Raw genomic sequence first — 19,850 nt, 5'->3', positions numbered from 1 at the left:
ACCGGCGCCGACCAGCGCGGCCGTGCCAGAGAGGTTATATGACGAACACTATCCTGGAAATGCGCGGGATACGCAAAACATTCCCGGGCGTCGTTGCGCTCGACAATGTCAACCTGCGGGTACGCAGCGGCGAGATCCACGCCATCGTCGGCGAAAACGGCGCCGGCAAATCGACCCTGATGAAAGTGCTGAGCGGGGTCTACGGCCATGGCAGCTATACGGGCGACATCGATTACCTGGGCCAGACGCGGCACTTCCGCGGCATCAAGGACAGCGAAGAAATCGGCATCATCATCATCCACCAGGAACTGGCGCTGGTGCCGCAGCTGTCGATCGCCGAGAATATCTTCCTCGGCAACGAGCCGGCCCGCATGGGCGTCATCGATTGGGAATACGCGCAAGCGAAGACGCGCGACCTGCTGCACAAAGTCGGCCTGAAAGAGTCCCCGGACACCCTGATCACCAACCTGGGCGTGGGCAAGCAGCAGCTGATCGAGATCGCCAAGGCGCTGTGCAAGGACGTCAAGCTGCTGATCCTCGACGAGCCGACGGCCAGCCTGAACGAGAGCGACAGCGCGGCCCTGCTCGACCTGCTGCTGGGCCTGAAAGCCCAGGGCATCGCCTCGATCCTGATCTCGCACAAGCTCAATGAAATCTCGCGCGTCGCCGATGCCATCACGGTGCTGCGCGACGGGAACACGGTCGACAGTTTCGACTGCCGCGTGGAACCCGTCAGCGAAGACCGCATCATCGAAAAAATGGTCGGGCGCGAGATGGCGGACCGCTACCCGCCGCGCACGCCCACCATCGGCGAGACCATTTTCGAAGTGCGCGACTGGCGCGTCTTCCATCCCGAGCATGCCGACCGCCCCGTCATCAAGGGCATCAACCTGCACGCCAGGAAGGGCGAGATCATCGGCATCGCCGGCCTGATGGGCTCAGGGCGCACGGAACTGGCGATGAGCCTCTTCGGCCGCGCCTACGGCCAGCGCATCAGCGGCACGGTGCTCAAGAATGGCCAGGAGATCGACGTCAGCACCATCGGCAAGGCGATCGCCCATGGCCTCGCGTATGTCACGGAAGACCGCAAGGGCCTGGGCCTGATCCTCGAGGAAGACATCCAGAAGAACACCAGCCTGGCCAACCTGGACGCGATTTCGAAGCGCATGGTGATCGACGAGCAGCGTGAATTCGGCGTGGCCGAGGAGTTCCGCCGCAAGCTCAAGACCCGTTGCTCGAGCGTGGCGCAGAAAGTGGTCAACCTGTCCGGCGGCAACCAGCAGAAAGTGGTGCTGGCGAAGTGGCTGTTTTCGCGCCCCGACATCCTGATCCTCGATGAACCGAGCCGCGGCATCGACGTGGGCGCCAAATACGAGATCTACAGCATCATCAGCGAGCTGGCCGCCGAAGGCAAATGCATCATCATGATTTCCTCGGAAATGCCGGAATTGCTGGGCATGTGCGACCGGATCTATGTCATGAACGAAGGCCGCTTCGCGGCAGAACTGAGCGCGGCAGAAGCATCGCAGGAGCGCATCATGCGCGCGATCGTTACACACGGAGAAAACAATGGACAATAAATTGACAGCGGGCGCGCCAGCGGCAGCAGCGCCAGCGGCCGCGCCGGCAGCGAAAAGCTATGCCGGCTTCTTGAAGAACAATATGCGCGACTACGGCATGCTGCTCTCGCTGATCGTCATCATGGGCTTTTTCCAGTACATGACCGACGGCACCCTGATGCAGCCGCTGAACCTGACGAACCTGGTGCTGCAGAACAGCTACATCGTCATCATGGCGCTGGGCATGCTGATGGTCATCGTGGCCGGCCATATCGATTTGTCCGTCGGCTCGGTGGTCGGCTTCGTCGGCGCGCTGGCGGCCGTCCTGATCGTCAACTACCACATGAACTTTGTCGCGGCCAGCATCGTCTGCCTGCTGGCCGGCGCCGTCATCGGCGGCGCGCAAGGCTATTTCGTCGCCTTCTTCAAAATCCCGTCCTTCATCGTCACCCTGGCCGGCATGCTGGTGTTCAAGGGCCTGACCCTGGCGCTGCTGGCAGGCCAGTCGGTCGGCCCCTTCCCGGAAGGCTTCCAGATGCTCAGCTCGGGCTTCCTGCCCGACCCATTCGGCGGCGAAAACCTGCGCGGCCTGTCGCTGCTGCTGGGCGTGATCGCCGCCGCGGCGCTGATCGTCACCTCGCTGCGCAGCCGCGCCAAGCAGCTGAAGCACGGCATGGAAAACGAGCCGCGCGCCTTCTTCCTGCTGAAAAACGCCATCTTCGCCGCCGTGATGGTGTATTTCAGCTACCTGCTGGCGTCGTACCGCGGCTTCCCCAACGTGCTGGCCGTGATGTCCCTGCTCATCGTCGCCTACACCTTCATCACCAACCGCACCGTGCTGGGCCGCCGCGTGTATGCCGTGGGCGGCAACGAAAAGGCGGCGCGCCTGTCCGGCATCAAGACGGAACGGGTCAGCTTCTACACCTTCGTCAACATGGGCATGCTGGCGGCGCTGGCCGGCCTGATCTTCGCGGCGCGCCTGAACACGGCCACGCCGAAGGCCGGCACGGGATTCGAACTGGACGTGATCGCCGCCTGCTTCATCGGCGGCGCCTCGGCATCGGGCGGGGTGGGCAAGGTGATGGGAGCCGTCATCGGCGCCTTCATCATGGGCGTGATGAACAACGGCATGTCCATCATGGGCATCGGCATCGACTACCAGCAAGTGATCAAGGGCCTGGTGCTGCTGGCGGCCGTGTTCATCGACGTGATCAATAAAAATAAATGAGAAGAACAAGGAAGCACAGGTTCGAGCCTTAGGGGGCTCTGGCCGGCGTTCGCGCCGGCCTTTTTATTTAGCCGCCAACCGGGCCGCCCGATCCCCCCACCACGCCGCTTCCTCGAACACGGAAAAGCCCGACAGATCGGCATGCGCGAACAGGATCGCACCGTCATGTTCACGCAAGGCCTTCAAGCCCGCATTGCTGCGAAATCCCGGCAACGGTGCGGCCATGGCGTGGCCACGCACGGTGATGTCGACGCGCTCGACGCAGCGCGCAAAATCGCGCCCATACGCCGTCTTTAAATCGACACTGGCCAGCGCCAGCAATTGCTCGGGCGTGGCCACATCCAACCATTTGCGCGCTTCCTGCGGCGTGCGGTCGGACAGGGCCACGTAGGCGCTGAAGACGGTTTTCTCGGGCGGGCGCACGCGGATATCCTGGTGGGTCGAGACGACATAGCCGAGGCCCGGTTCCTGGTACACCACGTTGTCCCAGCATAGCGGCGCATGCGGCAATTCGTCGGGAAAGCGTTTCAGTAAAAAATTCGCCACCAGCCACGGCGCATACGCGGGCGTATCGCGCTTCGCGTCAAAGCCATACCCGGCGATATTGTCGACCACGCGCGCGGCGACATATAGCGGCATGGCGCAGATGGCCTTGCGCGCCTTGACCAGGTAGGTGCGCGGCCGGCCGTCGACCAGTTCCAGGCACAGCGCCTCCACGCCCTGCTCCGTCGTCCGCACGGAAACCACCGTGCCCGCATGACGCTGGACACCCGAGGCCTGCTCCATGGCCGTGGCGACCGGTTGCATGCCGCCCGGCCAGGTCAGCCAGGCGCCATTGCCGGCGTTGGCCGCCTGCCCCCAGCGGCTGCAGTAGTAATGCAGGCCGGCCCAGGCCGAGACCTGGTCGTAGCGCGTGCCATAGTCGTCGCGGCAGCAGTAGTTCAAATACCAGTGCAGGGTGGGCGAGGTATAGCCTTCGCGCTCCATCCACTGTTTTAACGTCATGGCGTCCAGCGCCTGCCAGGCGGGGTCCTGCGAAGATTCAATCGTCGGGAACACGAACACGCGCTTGCCGTCGTTGCCATGTACCTGGCGCAGGCGCCGCACCTCGGCAAAGAAGCGCTCATGCTGCGCCAGTTCTTCGGTAGAGACGCCTTCGGTGGGAATGAAGCCGTCCTGCCATTGGCCGTTGAACAGCAATCGCTCTTCCGGCGCGTGCAGGATGTAGCGCTCGTCGTAATAGGGCTTTTCCGCCTGCGGATCGCGCTCGATGATGCCCAGGTCGAACAGGATCTCGCGCACGTGGGTCGATTCGGGCGACGGCAGCGGCAGGTAATGGCCACCGGTCGGATAAGCCAGGTCGCCGAAATGGCCGCCGGCCGCGTTGCCATACGGCTGCGGCCCATCGATCATCAAGAAATCCTTGTGCCCCAGCTTCTTCAAGCGCCAGGCGGCCGTCAGGCCGGCGATGCCCGAGCCGAGGATGGCGACATCCGTGGTGATGGTTGCCGAGGGCGCCGGCAGCGCCGTGCGCTCGCGCAGCAGCTGGCGCAAATAGTGCCCCTCGCTGCGGCCCGGATACAGCACCTTGGGCGTGATTTCCTGCCAGCGCAGATACGCGGCGATGCTGCCGATGCCGGCGGCCGCCGCTGCCGTGCCGCCCGCGGCCCACAGCATGAAGGAGCGGCGCTGCATCAGCGGATCACCCGGTTCCAGTCCTGCTCGAATTCATGCACGAGCGACTGCGTGTTGAGGCGATTCGGCGCCATCGGCAGCGGCTGCATGTCGGGCGGGAAGATGAACATCTCGCGCGTGGTGTCCGCATTCAGGTAGCGCATCGGCAGGCGGTATGTCGTCGGCGGTGTGTAGTCGAGCTGGGGCGAGGCCAGGATAAAACCCCATTCGCCGAACGAGGGCACGTAGGCGTGGTAGGGCCAGGTGCGCATGCCCACTTCGCGCAGGGTCGAATTGATGGTCCAGTAGGCGTGCGGCGCGAAGAAGGGCGATGTCGATTGCACCACCATCAAGCCCTTGGCGGCCAGGTGTTTTTTCACCAGGTCGTAGAACGGTACGGAATACAGTTTGCCGAGCGCGAAGCTCGATGGGTCGGGGAAATCGACGATGACCGCGTCGAACATGTCGCCGTTGTTGCGCAGCCAGACGGCGGCATCGGCGTTGATGACGGTGACGCGCTTGTCCGAGAACGAACCGTTATTCAGCTTGGCCAGTTCCGGGCGCGTGGTAAACGCAGCCGTCATGGCGGGGTCGAGGTCGACCACGGTGACGTGTTCGATCTGTGGATAACGGAGGATTTCGCGCAGCGCCAGACCATCGCCGCCGCCCAGCACCAGCACGCGGCGCGCCCACGGCAGCGCTTCCAGCACGGGGTGCACCAGCGCTTCGTGGTAGCGGTACTCGTCGCGCGAGGAAAACTGCAGGTTGCCGTTGATGTACAGGCGCGTATCGTCCTTCCAGCGCGTGATCACCAGGCGCTGATACGGCGTGGTGGTGGAATACACGATCTGGTCGCCGAACAGGCCGTGCTCGCCCCACGCCACCATGCGGTCGGACATGGCAAAGCCGGCGACCAGCACCAGCATCACGGCGCAGGCGCGCAGGAAGCGTCCCGTGAGGTTCTTCAGCTCCGCGCGGAACACCCAGATGGTCCACAGGCCCACGCCCACGTTGAGCATGCCGAACAAAAAGCCCGTGCGCACCAGGCCCAGGTACGGCGACAGCACCAGCGGGAACAGCAGCGAGACGGCCAGCGCGCCCAGGTAATCGAAGGTCAGCACGCGGCTGACCAGTTCACTAAATTCCGTCTGGCGCGAGTTCAGGGCGCGCATCACCAGCGGCACTTCCATGCCGACCAGTGCGCCGATCAGGAACACCATCACATACAATAAGGTGCGAAACGGCGCGGCCATCCACGAAAAGGTCATGAACAGGATGGCGGCCAACAGGCCGCCGATCAGGCCCACGGCCAGTTCGATGTCGACGAAGCGCGAGAGCACGTCGTCGTCCCGCACATACTTTGAAAAGTGAGCACCCACACCCATGGCAAACAAGTAGCAGCCGATGATGGTGGAAAACTGCAGGATCGAATCGCCGAGCAGGTAGCTGGACATGGCGCCGGCGATCAGCTCATACGCGAGGCCGCAGGAGGCGACCACGAAGACGGACAAAATCAGAATCTTTTTGTTCATTGGACTTTTTTTGTTCTAATATGCGTTGACGTTATCAAATACTCATTGCGAGGAAAGCCGTGCCCGCCATCCTAAACTATCTGATCCATCTTTTACTGGCCGCCGGGCTGCTGATTGTATTTTTTATCATCTATACGCGCGTCACGCCCTACAACGAAGTACTGCTGATCCGCCAGGGCAACCAGGCGGCGGCCCTGTCGCTGGGCGGCGCGCTGCTGGGTTTTTCCGCCACCATCGCCTCGTCCCTGATGCACACGGCCGACTACCAGCAATTCTTCGCCTGGGCCTTCGGCGCCATGGTGGTGCAATTGCTGGCGTACGTGGTGACCACGCGCCTGCTGCGCATGTCGAAGGACCAGATCGAATCGAACAACAGCGCTTTCGGCGGCCTGCTGGCCGCCATTTCGCTGTCGATCGGCGCCATCAACGCCGCCTGCATTTCCTGACACCGCTTCATCTTATTCAAGGATATCCATCATGAGCCTCGGCAGCTTTATCAAGAAGCAGTTTATCGACGTACTGCAGTGGAACGAAGAGACGGAGGGCGTGCTGGCCTGGCGTTTTCCCATGCAGGATTTCGAAATCCAGAACGGCGCCATCCTGAACGTGCGCGAATCGCAGGTCGCCGTCTTCGTCAATGAAGGCAAGATCGCCGACGTCTTCGGTCCCGGCACGCACAAGCTGACGACGCAAACCTTACCGTTGCTGACCAACCTGAAAAACTGGGACAAGCTGTTCGACTCGCCCTTCAAGTCGGACGTGTATTACTTCAGCACCCGTGTGCAGACGGGCCGCAAGTGGGGCACGCCGCAGCCGATCACCATCCGCGACAAGGATTTCGACATGATCCGCGTGCGCGCCTTCGGCATGTACTCGTACCGCATCGCCGACGCCCGCACCTTCTTCACCGAGATCAGCGGCACGCGCGAAGTGTATACGCGCGACGAGGTGGAAGATCAATTGCGCGGCATTTTGATGTCGAGCATGGCCAGCTCCTTGGGCGGCGCGAATGTGCCCTTCCTCGACATGGCGGCCAACCAGGCGCTGATGGCGCAGGAAGTCAAGGATGGCCTGGCGCAGGCGTTTGCCCGCTATGGCGTGGGCCTCGATGAATTCAACGTGGCCAGCATCAGCCTGCCCGAGGAATTGCAGGCGGCGCTCGACGAACGCATTTCCGCCGGCATGAAGGGCGGCCTGGGCGCCGACAAGATGAGCGGCTACACGAAATTCCAGGTGGCCAACGCGATCCCGCTGGCGGCGCAGAACGAAGGCGGCATGGCCGGCATCGGCGCCGGTCTCGGCGCCGGGCTGTCGATCGGCCAGGTGATGGCGCAAAGCATGGGTGGCGCCTTGCAGCAGCCCGCCCCGGCACCGGCGGCGCCACCGGCTCCCGTGGAAGAACCGATCGAGGCGCGCCTGGAAAAGCTCAAGGGCTTGCTCGACAAGGGCCTCATTTCGCCGGCCGACTACGACGGCGCCAAGGCTGAACTGTTGAAAAAACTGATCGGCTGATTAGAGCGAAATACGACTGCATGCAAACTGTTTCCTGTCCCAGCTGCGGCGCGGAAGTCCGCTTCCGCTCGCACGCTTCCGTGCTCGCCGTGTGCGAGTACTGCCACAGCAGCATTCTCAAGGACGCCGATTCCGTCAGGGACGTGGGCAAGATGTCGGCCGTCCTGGAAGACTACTCGCCGATCCAGATCGGCACGGCCGGCGTGCACGACGGCGTGCACTTCACCGTCGTCGGCCGCATCCAGCAGCGCTACAGCGCCGGCACGTGGAACGAATGGTATCTGCTGTTCGACGATGCCAGCACGGCGTGGCTGGGCGATTCGTCCGGCCTGTACACGCTGACGCGCGAGCGCAAGACGCAGGACGCCCTGCCCGCCTTTGGCGAACTGGCGCCGGGCAAGCGCTACACGGTCTGCGGCGAGCCGTACACGGCCGCCGAGATCCGCAACGCCGAGTGCATCGCCGGCCAGGGAGAACTGCCCTTCAAGGTGGGCGCCGGCTGGCGCATCCAGGTGGCGGACTTGCGCAACTACGCCAGCTTTGTCACGCTCGACTACACGGACGGCCCGCAACCCGTCGTCTACCAGGGCGTGGCCGTCACGCTGGACGGCTTGCAGTGCCAGCTGCTGCGCGACGACGACGCCATCGCCAGGAGCGCCGGCAAGTACCGCGGCAAGCTCGATGCCCTCGACTGCCCGTCCTGCGGCAGCGGCATCCAATATGTCCCCGGCGCGGCGGCGCAGCTGGTGTGTCCCGCCTGCCACGCCCAGCTCGACGCCAGCGGCCCGGAGGCGCAGGTGCTGGCCATCGGCAAGCAGGTGCACGACAACGCCGACATCACGCTGGAGCTGGGCGCCAGCGCGAAGATCAGCAATGTCGATTTCACGGTGATCGGCATGATGCGCCGCGCCGACGATGAAGGCAGCGAATGGAATGAATACCTGCTGTACCACGCGCGCGCCGGCTTCTTCTGGCTGGTCGAGACGGACGACGGCTGGTCGCGCTCGAACGTGCTGCCGAACTGGCCCAACTGGGCGTCATTGGACGCCGATACCTGCACGCTCGATGGCGCCACGTATCGCAAGCTGTATGACTACGGCTCGCAGGTGGTGTACGCGGCGGGCGCCTTCAACTGGAAGGTGGCCGTCGGCGACAGCACGCGCGTGTTTGAATTCGAACAGGGACAGACCAAACTGGCGGCGGAACTCACCGGCGAGGAAATGACGTGGTCGCGCTCCGTCCCCGTCGCCTATGACCAGATGGCCGCCTGGTTCGGCGCCGCCTTCCATGGCGGCGCCAAGGTACACAATATCGCGCTCAGTCACCAGAGCATCGCCAAGGTCTTCATCGTCATCGTGCTGGTCTTGAATGCGATCCCCATGTTCGTCTCGTTCTCCAGCACCTTGATGTGGAGTCTGCTGGGCTGCCTGGCGCTGTTCCTCCCGGCCGTTTTTCTCGACAAGAATGCAAAGAATCCCCCATGAGTAAATACGTGATCTATGCCCTGATGGTGACGTTCTCCGTCACGACCGCCAACTGGGTGCGCATGTTCAAGGTGGCCGGCAGCGGCAGCGGCGGCAGCAGCTGGAGTTCGCGCACGGGCAGCGGCGGCGGCAGCTATGGCGGCGGCTCCAGCGGCGGCAGCCACAAATAGGCATGGCGACCACTGCGCATCTGCCCCTGGGCACCCATCTGCTGGCCGACCTGTCGGGCGTCGCGCCGGAACGCCTGCGCGACTGCGCCGCGCTCGAACGCCTGCTGCGCGACGCGGCCGTCGCGGCCGGCGCGCAAGTGCTGCACGGCCATTTCCACAGCTTTGGCCCAGGCCAGGGCGTCACGGGCGTGCTGCTGCTGGCCGAGTCGCACATCTCGCTGCATACCTGGCCCGAGGTCGGCTTTGCCGCCGTCGACATCTTCATGTGCGGCGCGGCGCGGCCGCAGCTGGCGCTGGACCTCATCAAGGATGCGCTGCAGGCGGCGCACTGCCAGCTGCAATCCGTGCGGCGCGCGCCACCGGCGTAAGCTCGCTGGTGGATCGCGTGGCGATCGCTTACACTGTCGGCTGATCCTCCAACCGTGACTCCCATGCGCCGTTCCGCCCTGCTTGCCCTGCCCCTGCTGCTACTGGTTTCCGCCTGCGACGACTACACGGCGCCCAGCCTGTACCAGGCCACCACGCCCGAGTGCAAGACGTGGACGGAAGGGTCGCGTTTCGCGCTGCCGCGCGGTATCAGCGTGTATGCCACGCCGCCCGTCACCCTGAAGGATGGCGGCACCGAGCTGGCGCTGATTTTCACCTTGCCGGTCGGTACGCAAGCCAGTTTTACGCGCCTGTCCTTCCTGCTGGAAGAACCCCACAAGCAGCCGTTCGCCGAAGCGAAGGTGCTGACCATCTACCAGCGCGGCATGAACCAGAAGGCGGAGATCGTCGACGTCATCGAAAAACTGCCCATCATGTTTGCCGCCGTCGGCAACAGCAAGGAGACCCAGTGGCGCCTGCGCCTGCAACTGCCGCGCCAGCTGCCGCAGCGCTTTGATTTATCCATGCCCGACATGCTCGTCGCCGGCAAGCGCTATCCGGTGCGCACGTTTACGTACCGCTATTTCCCCGAGCGCAGCGCTTACGGCATGTGCAGCTGAGCCACACCGTCGATTGACGGCGGCGCGCGCCGCTGGCACACTGGCGTTTTCCATCACACCTCAGGAGTAGACAACATGCGCCATTCGGATACTGCCGTGCTGTCGGCTGCCTGATCACTGTTTTCCCCTGCTGAGCCTTTTTGCTCGCAACTCCCCATACGCGTGATCGCGTAGCCGACGTTCCCCTTCTTTCGTGCCAGTCCTCGCGACTGGCGGTGCCTGCACGCGCAGGCTTCACGTCCGCACGCGGACGACAGAATCTGGAATCACGCTACCATGATCACATTCGATTTCGCGCAACTGCGCCTTATCGGGCTGCAGCAGGCCATCGCCGGCGCAGCCACCCAACTCGACGCATCCTCCCCCGCCGCGCAGCTGCTGCGCGTCAGCGCCGTGCACCGCGACAGCATCGGCGTGCACGACGGCAGCCAGGAACACCCGGCGCAGCTCCTGCCGCGCCTGCGGCACGAACTGCTGGCGCAGGACAGCGTCCTTGCCGTCGGTGACTGGGTCGCCGCCGAACCCGATGCGCACGGCGCGCTGTGGATAAAAGAGTACTTACCCCCAATCACGCAGATCGCCCGGCGCGGCAATGACGGCCGGCGGCAAGCACTTGCCAGCAATGTCGACACGGCCCTGCTGGTGATGGGACTGGACGGGGACTTCAACCCGCGCCGGCTGGAACGCTATCTGGCCATCGTGCTGGCGGCCCAGGTCAGCCCCGTGGTGGTGCTGAGCAAGGCCGACGTGGCCGACGACGTGGCCGGCAAGCTGGCGCAGCTCAGACAGCGCCTGCCGCCACACGTGCCCCTGTTTGCCATCGATACGCGCCATGCGTATGACGTGGCCATCCTGGAACCCTGGCTGGGCGCGGGCCAGACCCTGGTGCTGCTCGGTTCATCGGGCGCCGGCAAATCCAGCCTGACCAATACCCTGTGCGCCACGCAGCAGGCGACCAGCGGCGTGCGCCATGGCGACGCGCGCGGCCGACACACGACGACGGCGCGCTCCTTGCACCTGTGTTCTAGCGGCGCCTGCATCATCGACACGCCGGGCTTGCGCAGCTGGCGCGCCGACGCCGATGCGCAGACCCTGGCCGCCACGTTCGACGATATCGCGGCGCTGGCGGCGACGTGCCAGTTCCGCGATTGCCGGCATGCGAGCGAGCCCGGTTGCCGGGTCCGCGGCGCCGTCGATGCGGACCGCCTGCGCAATTATCACAAGCTGCTGCGCGACGCGCGCCGCAGCGAGGAGACGCCGCTCGAGCGCATTGCCGCGCGCGCCAAGTGGAAGACGATCTTGAAGGCGGGACTGGAAAGGGGAAAGGACAAGCGCCGCTAATTTTTGCTGAAGTGAGTTTTGCTGAAAAAAAAGGCAGCCCGCAGGCTGCCTTTTGTCGTACCGCATGCGCGCAAATTAATGCTTGCGCAGCTTCTGGATCGCTGCCAGCTGCGCAATCGCGCTGGCCAGCTCGGCTTGCGCTTGCGCGTAGTCGATGCCCGAATCCTTGTTGTGGATATTTTCTTCCGCCAACTTCTTCGCTTCCAGCGCTTTCGCTTCGTCCAGGTCGTGACCGCGGATCGCGGTATCGGCCAGGACGGTCACGGTATCCGGTTGCACTTCCAGCAGGCCGCCGGCGACGAAGACGAACTCTTCTTCAGCCTGGCCGACTACCTTGATGCGGACCGCGCCCGGACGGATGCGGGTAATCAAAGGCGTGTGGCGTGGGTAGATACCCAGCTCGCCCTGTTCACCCGGCAACGCGACGAATTCTGCTTCGCCTGAAAAAATCAGTTCTTCAGCGGAAACCACGTCAACGTGAATTGTGTGTGCCATGTGTGTCCTATCGGGTTGAAGAACCCCGCCTGGTAAGGGGCGGGGTTAGGCCCAGACTTAACTTAGTTAAGTTTCTTGGCTTTTTCGATTGCTTCTTCGATCGTGCCGACCATGTAGAACGCTTGTTCCGGCAGGTGATCGAGTTCGCCCGAAGCGATCATTTTGAAGCCCTTGATCGTGTCTTTGAGCGAAACGTATTTACCAGGCGCGCCGGTAAAGACTTCAGCGACGTGGAAAGGCTGCGACAGGAAACGCTGCATCTTACGTGCACGGGCGACCAGCAGTTTGTCTTCCGGTGCCAGCTCGTCCATACCCAGAATCGCGATAATGTCGCGCAATTCCTTGTAGCGTTGCAGGGTCGTTTGCACGGCACGCGCGGTGTCATAGTGCTCTTGACCGACGATCAAGGGATCGAGCTGACGCGAGGTCGAATCCAGCGGGTCCACGGCTGGGTAGATACCCAGGGAAGCGATGTCACGCGACAGCGCAACGGTCGAATCCAAGTGAGCAAACGTGGTAGCAGGCGACGGATCGGTGTAATCATCGGCTGGAACGTAGACGGCCTGGATCGAGGTGATCGAACCGGTCTTGGTCGACGTGATACGCTCTTGCAGACGGCCCATTTCTTCGGCCAGGGTCGGCTGGTAACCCACAGCCGACGGCATACGGCCCAGCAGTGCCGACACTTCGGTACCGGCCAGCGTGAAGCGGTAGATGTTGTCGACGAAGAACAGAACGTCCTTGCCTTCATCACGGAACGATTCAGCGATCGTCAGGCCGGTCAGCGCGACGCGCAGACGGTTACCTGGCGGTTCATTCATCTGACCGTAGACCATCGCCACTTTGGAGTTCTCCGGGTTTTCCAGATCGACCACTTTCGCGTCAGCCATCTCGTGGTAGAAGTCGTTACCTTCACGGGTACGCTCACCCACACCGGCGAACACGGACACGCCGCTGTGCGCCTTGGCGATGTTGTTAATCAGTTCCATCATGTTCACGGTCTTGCCTACGCCAGCGCCGCCGAACAGACCAACTTTACCGCCTTTTGCAAACGGGCAAACCAGGTCGATCACCTTGATGCCGGTTTCCAGCAGTTCTTGCGATGGCGACAGTTCGTCGTATGCAGGAGCGGTGCGGTGGATCGACGCGATCTGCTCGTGCGACACAGGGCCGCATTCGTCGATCGGGTTGCCCAGCACGTCCATGATGCGACCCAGGGTTGCTTTACCGACTGGCACCATGATAGGTTTGCCGGTGTTCTGGATCATCATGCCGCGACGCAGGCCATCGGACGAGCCGAGTGCAATGGTACGGACAATGCCGTCGCCCAACTGCTGTTGTACTTCCAGGGTCAGTTCCGAGCCTGCCATCTTCAAGGCATCAAATACCTTAGGCATCGCGTTGCGGGGAAACTCAACGTCCACCACAGCGCCGATACACTGAACGATTTTGCCATCAGCCATGTTCGTTCCTTCAATATAGTTAAATTCGTTTAAACCGCAGCCGCACCGGCGACGATTTCGGAGAGTTCTTTGGTAATCGCAGCTTGGCGGGTCTTGTTGTAGATCAGCTTCAATTCGCCGATCACACTACCCGCGTTGTCGCTTGCAGCTTTCATCGCGACCATCCGTGCCGATTGCTCGGACGCCAGATTCTCCGCGACTGCCTGGTACACCAGCGCTTCTACATAGCGCTCCAGCAATTCGTCGATGATGCTTTGCGCATCCGGCTCGTAGATGTAATCCCACGAGTGTGCGCTCTTGTCGGCGACCATCTTGTCGGCCGTCAATGGCAGCAACTGTTCGACCACTGGTTCCTGCTTCATCGTGTTGATGAATTTGGTGTAGCACAGGTACACTGCGTCGAGCTTGCCTGCCTGGAACTCTTCGAGCATGACCTTCACAGGTCCGATCAGTTTGTCCAGGTGGGGCGTATCACCAGTCTGAATGGCAGAAGCGACGATCTTGACGCCGATGCGATTCAAAAAACCCAAACCCTTGTTACCGATGGCAACTGCTTCAACCCGGTTGCCAGCTGCTTCCAGCTCGCGCGACTTCGACGTCACCTGGCGCAGGATGTTGGTGTTCATGCCGCCGCACAGACCCTTGTCGGTCGTGACAACGATGAAACCCACTGCCTTCGCTTGCGTACCCTGGGCAGCTGCCAGGAACGGGTGCGTGTATTCCGGATTGGCGGTCGCCAGATTGGCGGCGATATTCCGAATCTTGTCACTGTAGGGACGGGCGGCCCGCATCCGGTCTTGCGCCTTGCGCATTTTGGACGCGGCGACCATTTCCATCGCCTTGGTGATCTTCTTCGTATTCTCTACGCTCTTGATCTTGCCTCGTATCTCTTTGCTTGATGCCATGAGTCCTTACTCCTTCTGCGCGTAGGGCGGCGCCTCGCTCGAGGCGGGCGCCGCCTGGCCGCTTAATATGCGCCGGATTTCTTGAAATCAGCAATGGCCGCCGACAGAGTTGCTTCGCTGTCTTTGTCGAGTTGCTTGGTTTCTTCGATCTTGGCCAGCAGAGCAGCTTGCTTGGTCTTCATGTAAGCGTGGACACCAGCTTCGAACGACAGCACTTGCTTGACTGGCACGTCGTCCATGAAGCCTTTGTTCACCGAGAACAGCGATACGGCCATCAGCGAGATCGACAGTGGCGAGTACTGGGCTTGCTTGAGCAATTCCGTCACGCGGGCACCACGGTCCAGCTGCTTGCGGGTCGATTCATCCAGGTCCGAAGCGAACTGCGCGAACGCGGCCAGTTCACGGTACTGCGCCAAGTCGGTACGGATACCGCCGGACAGGTTTTTGATGACCTTGGTCTGGGCGGCGCCGCCGACGCGCGATACGGAAATACCGGCGTTAATGGCAGGACGGATACCGGCGTTGAACAGCGAGGTTTCCAGGAAGATCTGACCGTCGGTAATCGAAATCACGTTGGTTGGAACGAATGCGGACACGTCGCCAGCTTGCGTTTCAATGATCGGCAATGCCGTCAGGGAACCGGTCTTGCCTTTGACGGCGCCGTCGGTGAACTTCTCGACGTAGTCGGCGTTCACGCGTGCTGCGCGTTCCAGCAGGCGGCTGTGCAGGTAGAACACGTCGCCTGGGTACGCTTCGCGACCTGGTGGACGGCGCAGCAGCAGCGAGATTTGACGGTATGCAACAGCTTGTTTGGACAGATCATCGTAGACGATCAGTGCATCTTCACCGCGGTCACGGAAGTATTCGCCCATGGCGCAACCGGAGTACGGCGAGATGTATTGCATGGCGGCCGATTCCGAAGCGGAAGCGGCGACAACGATGGTGTATTCCATCGCGCCGTGCTGTTCCAGCGAGCGCACGATGTTCTTGATCGACGAGGCTTTTTGGCCAATCGCGACGTAGATACATTTCATGCCCTGGCCTTTTTGATTGATGATCGCATCAATCGCCACGGCCGACTTGCCGGTTTGACGGTCGCCGATGATCAGTTCGCGCTGGCCGCGGCCAACTGGAACCATCGCATCGATCGACTTCAGGCCGGTTTGCATTGGTTGCGAAACGGACTCACGGGCGATCACGCCCGGAGCGATTTTTTCAATCGCGGCCGTCAGTTTCGTTTCGATGGCGCCTTTGCCGTCGATCGGCTGACCCAGCGCGTTGACAACGCGGCCGAGCAGCTCAGGACCGACTGGCACTTCCAGAATGCGGCCGGTGCATTTCACCGTGTCGCCTTCGGAGATGTGCTCGTAGGCACCCAGAATCACGGCACCGACGGAGTCGCGTTCCAGATTCATTGCCAGGCCAAACGTGTTGCCTGGGAATTCCAGCATCTCGCCTTGCATCACGTCCGACAAACCGTGGATGCGGCAGATACCGTCGGCAACGGAGATAACCGTGCCTTGATTACGCACTTCAGCGCCGCCGTCAAGACCTTGGATCCGGCTCTTGATCAACTCGCTGATTTCAGATGGGTTGAGTTGCATACTAACTCCTAAAAGTGTTTCTCTCAGCTTGCGCGAGGGGTAAGGGTCTGTCTAAGCTGGCCTGCCGAAGCGCGTGTCTTACGACACCAGTGCAGCGTGCAGTTGCTGCAGCTTGGCGCGCACCGAGGTGTCGAGCACTTGGTCGCCAACAACCACGCGCACGCCGCCGAGCAGCGATGGATCCACTGTGACGGCAGGGTTGAGCTTACGACTGAATTTCTTTTCCAGCGTTGCGACCAGCTCGGCCGTTTGGCCTTCGCTCAGATCGAAAGCGCTCGTGATCTCGGCGTCAGCCGCACCTTCCACACCGTTTTTCAAGGCATGGAATTGCGCGCCGATTTCCGGCAGCAGGCTGATGCGGCCATTTTCGATCAACATGGTGACGAAGTTTTTCACTTCCTCATTGAGCGGCGATTTCAACAACGACAGGATGGTGGCGGCGACGTCGCTTTCCGAAACTTTCGGATTGCGCGCGTACGCCTGTACCTCGGGGTGGCTACCGATCTGTGCCAGTTCGGACACCAGCTCGGACCACGCCGCGAGGTTGCTTGACTCCTTACCAGCTTGGGCTACGCGGAACAAAGCTTCCGCGTAGGGACGGGCGACGGTTGCGAGTTCTGCCATGATTACAGCTCGACAGCAAGACGCTGCAACATTTCGGCGTGAGCCGTAGCGTTGACTTCACGCTTCAAGATCTGCTCGGCACCCTTGACAGCCAGGTCAGCCACCTGAGCGCGCAATTGTTCGCGTGCTTTCGACAGTTGCTGTTCGGCGTCCGACTGGGCTTGCGCAATGATACGCGCAGCTTCAGCTTGTGCATTTTGCTTGATCTCTTCAGCAACCAGCTGCGCGCGCTTTTCAGCGTCCGCAACGCGTTGCGACGCTTCTTCACGTGCACTGTTCAATGCCTCTTGCGCACGCTTTTCAGCGACAGCCATCGAAGCCTGACCTTGATCGGCCGCAGCCAATCCATCCGCGATTCGTTTGGCACGCTCATCCAGCGCTGTGTTCAGCGCTGGAAATACGAACTTCATCGAGAACCAGACCAACACCGCGAAGGTGATCATCTGGCCGATGAGCGACATATTGATGTCCATACCTTTGCTCCTAACTAAAAGTTTCTCCTAGGGTTGGAGCGAATTACTGAGCAACAGCGGTCAGAGCCGACAGGAACGGGTTAGCGAACGTGTACAGCAGAGCGATACCAACGCCGATCATCGAGATTGCATCCAGCAGACCAGCGATAACGAACAGTTTGGTTTGCAGTTGTGGCATCAGTTCTGGTTGACGTGCCGAAGCTTCCAGGAATTTGCCACCCAGGATAGCGAAGCCCAGAGCGGTGCCGATTGCGGCCAGGCCGATGATGATTGCTGCTGCCAGAACGGTCATGCTTTGTACTTGTGCGATCAGAGCTTGCATAAAATTCTCCTAAATTTAAAAACGAAAGATACTAAAAAAAACAAAATATAAAGTTGCTGATTAATGCTTCTCAACCGCAAGGCTCAGATACACAACCGTCAACGCCATAAACACAAAAGCTTGCAAAGTTACAATCAAGATATGGAAAATTGCCCATGGACCACCCAACGCCCACTGTGCCCACCAAGGCAACAACGCGATCAAGATGAAAATCAGCTCGCCGGCATACATATTGCCGAACAGTCGCAGCGACAGGGAGATCAGTTTTGCAACCAACTCAACCATTTGCAGCAAGAAATTAACTGGTGCCAACAAGATCGTGCCGATGATGCCACTTGCATGGAATGGCGCGGTAAACAATTCCTTGATCCAGCCGCCCAGGCCCTTGGCCTTGACGGAAAACGCGATAATGCACAGAACTACCGAGAACGACATCGCAAAAGTATGGTTCACGTCGGCCGTCGGCACCACGCGCAGCTTGTGCACGCCAAACCAGCTCAACACTTTCGGCAGCAGGTCAACCGGCAGGAAGTCCATCGCGTTCAACAACCAGACCCACACGAAAATCGTGATCGCCAGTGGCGCAATGATCTTGCTTTTTGCGTGGAAGGCCCCATTAATAGTCTCATTGACCATTTCCATGATCATTTCGACGAAATTTTGCAGTTTGCCAGGAACACCGGCCGTCGCACGGCGCGACGCCATGTAGAAAACAGCCAGGAAAACAAAGCCCAGGATGGCAGACACCCAGAAAGTGTCCAGGTTGAAGGCGCCATCGGCGCTTTTCAAGTGGGCCAAATGGTGGCTGATGTATTCTGTGGCGTTGGCCGGGGCAGCATGGCCCGCTTCAATAGCGTGTTCTGTGGTCATAATGAATTTAGATTTGTCGTTTCAGAGCACAACAGGCCCCAAAACCAATGATTAAACAGCGAGCAATGAAAACCAGTATGCTAAGGTTGCCACCGCGAAACCCAAGATCAGCCATAACCAGGCGGCCGACTGAAACAACACCAGTGCCAATATAAACAGCACCGCTGTAATAAATATTTTCACCATTTCCGCACGCAAGTGCGCGCGAAAAGCCGTTTTGGCGTCGCTGGAACCGCGAACGACCAGCAAGGCATACGCCAGACTGCCGGCGACGGCGATCGCACCGCCGCATGCGGCGGACCAGCCTTTCACGCTGCCCCCGAAAAACAGGGTCACAGTGGCAAAGCTGATCACGATTGCTAGCTGCAAGGCAACTACTTTGTAGACTGGCTTGGCAATACTTTGTTGTGAATCACTCAATTGCCAAGTTCCCAGAAAAATCTACACACGCAAAGACACGGGATTATAGTTGGCTTTGTTCTATAGAGTCAAACGTTGCTGCACCGCAGCAGGGCAATTGCAGCGTGAAACTGACGCTTTACCGACTATTCGCCGCCATTTGCACCACTATATGGCAAAGTCGCTTGTCTGGCCGCTTCCAGCCGTGTTATCAAGGAATCACGTGGTGCATCTGGAAAGCATGGCCAGATCGTCCACACCCGCATGCCCCCTGCCTTTGCAGCTTGCTATTTAACCACGCAGGCGGGTCAGCAAACCATCGAGCACGTCAAGATCGGCAAAATCGATCACCAATTGGCCACGTCCCTTGTTGCCCATCTTGAACACCACGGGCGTGGCCAGCGCATCGGACAGCTCTTCTTCCAGGCGCGCGATGTCGCCGGACTTTTCCTTTTGCCGCGGCTCGACCGGGTTGGCCGCTTCCTCGAGCGTGCGGGTGACGAGCTTTTCCGTTTCGCGCACCGACAGGCGCTTGGCCACGACCTGGTTGGCCAGGGTGATCTGGCTGGCCGCATCGACGGCCAGCAGCGCGCGCGCATGCCCCATGTCGATATCGCCGGCCATCAGCATGGTTTGCACGGGGCTGGCCAGGTTCATCAGGCGCAACAGGTTGGAGACGGCGCTGCGCGAGCGTCCCAGCGCAGTGGCCGCTTGCTCATGCGTAAAACTGAAATCGGCGATCAGGCGGTGGATGCCCTGCGCTTCTTCCAGCGGGTTGAGGTCTTCGCGCTGGATGTTCTCGATCAGCGCCATGGCCGCGGCGGCCAGGTCGTCGACGTCGCGTACCAGCACCGGCACTTCCGTCAGGCCCGCCAGTTGCGAGGCGCGGAAACGGCGTTCGCCGGCGATGATTTCATATTTAACAAGGCCGCTCAAGGTGTCCTGCCCGATCGGGCGCACCAGGATCGGCTGCATCAGTCCCTGCGCCTTGATCGAGGCGGCCAGTTCATTCAAGGCACCCTCGTCCATGCGCGTGCGCGGCTGGTATTTGCCGGCTTGCATTTGCGACACGGGCAAGTTCGACGGTTGATTCGTGTCCGGACTGGCAAAATCGCTGCCGCCGCCCAACAGGGCGTCGAGTCCGCGACCCAGTCCTTTTAATTTTTTCGTAGCCATGCTGTCCTAATCGTGTTTTCAGAGTAAGCGCTC

21 protein-coding genes are annotated in these 19,850 nt (G+C 61.0%); 9 read left to right on the top strand and 12 right to left on the bottom strand.

Features of this window, described 5'->3' with window-relative positions; genetic code table 11:
- Nucleotides 1-38: 38 nt before the first annotated feature.
- Nucleotides 39-1,580 (top strand): multiple monosaccharide ABC transporter ATP-binding protein, encoded by a 1,542-nt coding sequence (gene mmsA / locus J0O65_RS12800; protein ID WP_215407249.1) that lies wholly within the window; start codon nucleotides 39-41, stop codon nucleotides 1,578-1,580.
- The gene (gene mmsB / locus J0O65_RS12795; protein WP_215407248.1) at nucleotides 1,570-2,787 is read left to right on the top strand and encodes a multiple monosaccharide ABC transporter permease; all 1,218 of its coding nucleotides are present in this window, start codon (nucleotides 1,570-1,572) and stop codon (nucleotides 2,785-2,787) included. The genes mmsA and mmsB overlap by 11 nt, the downstream gene beginning before the upstream one ends.
- 63 nt (nucleotides 2,788-2,850) lie before the next feature.
- On the opposite strand, the gene J0O65_RS12790 is transcribed toward mmsB, so the two are convergent.
- Nucleotides 2,851-4,482, bottom strand: coding sequence for an NAD(P)-binding protein (locus tag J0O65_RS12790; protein ID WP_215407247.1), 1,632 nt, complete (start codon nucleotides 4,480-4,482; stop codon nucleotides 2,851-2,853).
- A complete protein-coding gene (locus tag J0O65_RS12785; protein ID WP_215407246.1) occupies nucleotides 4,482-5,993 on the bottom strand; it encodes a polyamine aminopropyltransferase in 1,512 nt (503 codons plus the stop codon). Before J0O65_RS12785 ends, J0O65_RS12790 begins: the two co-directional genes overlap by 1 nt.
- Before the next feature lie 59 nt (nucleotides 5,994-6,052).
- Here J0O65_RS12785 and J0O65_RS12780 point away from each other — a divergent pair, with 59 nt between their 5' ends.
- The 7 genes from J0O65_RS12780 to rsgA all read left to right on the top strand — a co-directional run bounded on the left by J0O65_RS12780 (nucleotide 6,053) and on the right by rsgA (nucleotide 11,486).
- Entirely contained in the window at nucleotides 6,053-6,439 is a 387-nt protein-coding gene (locus J0O65_RS12780) for a DUF350 domain-containing protein (RefSeq protein ID WP_077398383.1), read from the top strand.
- Nucleotides 6,440-6,470: 31 nt separating this feature from the next.
- Entirely contained in the window at nucleotides 6,471-7,505 is a 1,035-nt protein-coding gene (locus J0O65_RS12775) for an SPFH domain-containing protein (protein ID WP_215407244.1), read from the top strand.
- Nucleotides 7,506-7,525: 20 nt separating this feature from the next.
- Nucleotides 7,526-8,989 carry a DUF4178 domain-containing protein gene (locus tag J0O65_RS12770; protein WP_215407242.1) on the top strand — a complete coding sequence of 488 codons (1,464 nt, stop codon included), beginning with the start codon at nucleotides 7,526-7,528 and terminating at the stop codon, nucleotides 8,987-8,989.
- Nucleotides 8,986-9,159, top strand: coding sequence for a hypothetical protein (locus J0O65_RS12765; protein ID WP_215407240.1), 174 nt, complete (start codon nucleotides 8,986-8,988; stop codon nucleotides 9,157-9,159). Before J0O65_RS12770 ends, J0O65_RS12765 begins: the two co-directional genes overlap by 4 nt.
- Nucleotides 9,160-9,161: 2 nt before the next feature.
- On the top strand, nucleotides 9,162-9,527 hold the full coding sequence (speD, locus tag J0O65_RS12760; protein WP_215407238.1) for an adenosylmethionine decarboxylase: 366 nt from the start codon (nucleotides 9,162-9,164) through the stop codon (nucleotides 9,525-9,527).
- Between the two features lie 63 nt (nucleotides 9,528-9,590).
- Nucleotides 9,591-10,145, top strand: a complete 555-nt coding sequence (locus tag J0O65_RS12755) for a hypothetical protein (protein WP_215407236.1) — start codon at nucleotides 9,591-9,593, stop codon at nucleotides 10,143-10,145.
- 276 nt (nucleotides 10,146-10,421) lie between these two features.
- Nucleotides 10,422-11,486: a ribosome small subunit-dependent GTPase A gene (rsgA, locus tag J0O65_RS12750; RefSeq protein ID WP_215407234.1), complete on the top strand. Its 1,065-nt coding sequence runs from the start codon at nucleotides 10,422-10,424 to the stop codon at nucleotides 11,484-11,486.
- Between the two features lie 75 nt (nucleotides 11,487-11,561).
- Here the strand turns inward: rsgA and J0O65_RS12745 are convergent, their stop codons facing one another.
- The 10 genes from J0O65_RS12745 to J0O65_RS12700 all read right to left on the bottom strand — a co-directional run bounded on the left by J0O65_RS12745 (nucleotide 11,562) and on the right by J0O65_RS12700 (nucleotide 19,817).
- The gene (locus tag J0O65_RS12745) at nucleotides 11,562-11,981 is read right to left on the bottom strand and encodes a F0F1 ATP synthase subunit epsilon (protein ID WP_065307860.1); all 420 of its coding nucleotides are present in this window, start codon (nucleotides 11,979-11,981) and stop codon (nucleotides 11,562-11,564) included.
- 62 nt (nucleotides 11,982-12,043) lie between these two features.
- Nucleotides 12,044-13,444, bottom strand: a complete 1,401-nt coding sequence (gene atpD / locus J0O65_RS12740) for a F0F1 ATP synthase subunit beta (RefSeq protein WP_034752705.1) — start codon at nucleotides 13,442-13,444, stop codon at nucleotides 12,044-12,046.
- A gap of 29 nt (nucleotides 13,445-13,473) precedes the next feature.
- The gene (gene atpG, locus J0O65_RS12735; protein WP_071325905.1) at nucleotides 13,474-14,349 is read right to left on the bottom strand and encodes a F0F1 ATP synthase subunit gamma; all 876 of its coding nucleotides are present in this window, start codon (nucleotides 14,347-14,349) and stop codon (nucleotides 13,474-13,476) included.
- A gap of 62 nt (nucleotides 14,350-14,411) precedes the next feature.
- Nucleotides 14,412-15,953 carry a F0F1 ATP synthase subunit alpha gene (gene atpA, locus J0O65_RS12730; RefSeq protein WP_215407232.1) on the bottom strand — a complete coding sequence of 514 codons (1,542 nt, stop codon included), beginning with the start codon at nucleotides 15,951-15,953 and terminating at the stop codon, nucleotides 14,412-14,414.
- A gap of 78 nt (nucleotides 15,954-16,031) precedes the next feature.
- Nucleotides 16,032-16,577 carry a F0F1 ATP synthase subunit delta gene (locus J0O65_RS12725; protein ID WP_215407229.1) on the bottom strand — a complete coding sequence of 182 codons (546 nt, stop codon included), beginning with the start codon at nucleotides 16,575-16,577 and terminating at the stop codon, nucleotides 16,032-16,034.
- A gap of 2 nt (nucleotides 16,578-16,579) precedes the next feature.
- Nucleotides 16,580-17,050 carry a F0F1 ATP synthase subunit B gene (locus J0O65_RS12720; protein WP_099761157.1) on the bottom strand — a complete coding sequence of 157 codons (471 nt, stop codon included), beginning with the start codon at nucleotides 17,048-17,050 and terminating at the stop codon, nucleotides 16,580-16,582.
- A 43-nt stretch (nucleotides 17,051-17,093) separates the two neighbouring features.
- A complete protein-coding gene (atpE, locus tag J0O65_RS12715) occupies nucleotides 17,094-17,372 on the bottom strand; it encodes a F0F1 ATP synthase subunit C (RefSeq protein ID WP_071080009.1) in 279 nt (92 codons plus the stop codon).
- Between the two features lie 60 nt (nucleotides 17,373-17,432).
- Nucleotides 17,433-18,242, bottom strand: a complete 810-nt coding sequence (gene atpB / locus J0O65_RS12710; protein ID WP_215407227.1) for a F0F1 ATP synthase subunit A — start codon at nucleotides 18,240-18,242, stop codon at nucleotides 17,433-17,435.
- 51 nt (nucleotides 18,243-18,293) lie between these two features.
- On the bottom strand, nucleotides 18,294-18,662 hold the full coding sequence (locus J0O65_RS12705) for an ATP synthase subunit I (RefSeq protein WP_215407225.1): 369 nt from the start codon (nucleotides 18,660-18,662) through the stop codon (nucleotides 18,294-18,296).
- Nucleotides 18,663-18,932: 270 nt separating this feature from the next.
- The gene (locus tag J0O65_RS12700) at nucleotides 18,933-19,817 is read right to left on the bottom strand and encodes a ParB/RepB/Spo0J family partition protein (RefSeq protein WP_215407223.1); all 885 of its coding nucleotides are present in this window, start codon (nucleotides 19,815-19,817) and stop codon (nucleotides 18,933-18,935) included.
- Between the last annotated feature and the right edge of the window lie 33 nt (nucleotides 19,818-19,850).

Source organism: Janthinobacterium sp. JC611 (assembly GCF_018682595.1).
Lineage (GTDB): Bacteria > Pseudomonadota > Gammaproteobacteria > Burkholderiales > Burkholderiaceae_D > Janthinobacterium.
This window is presented reverse-complemented; position numbering and strand designations above follow the sequence as displayed.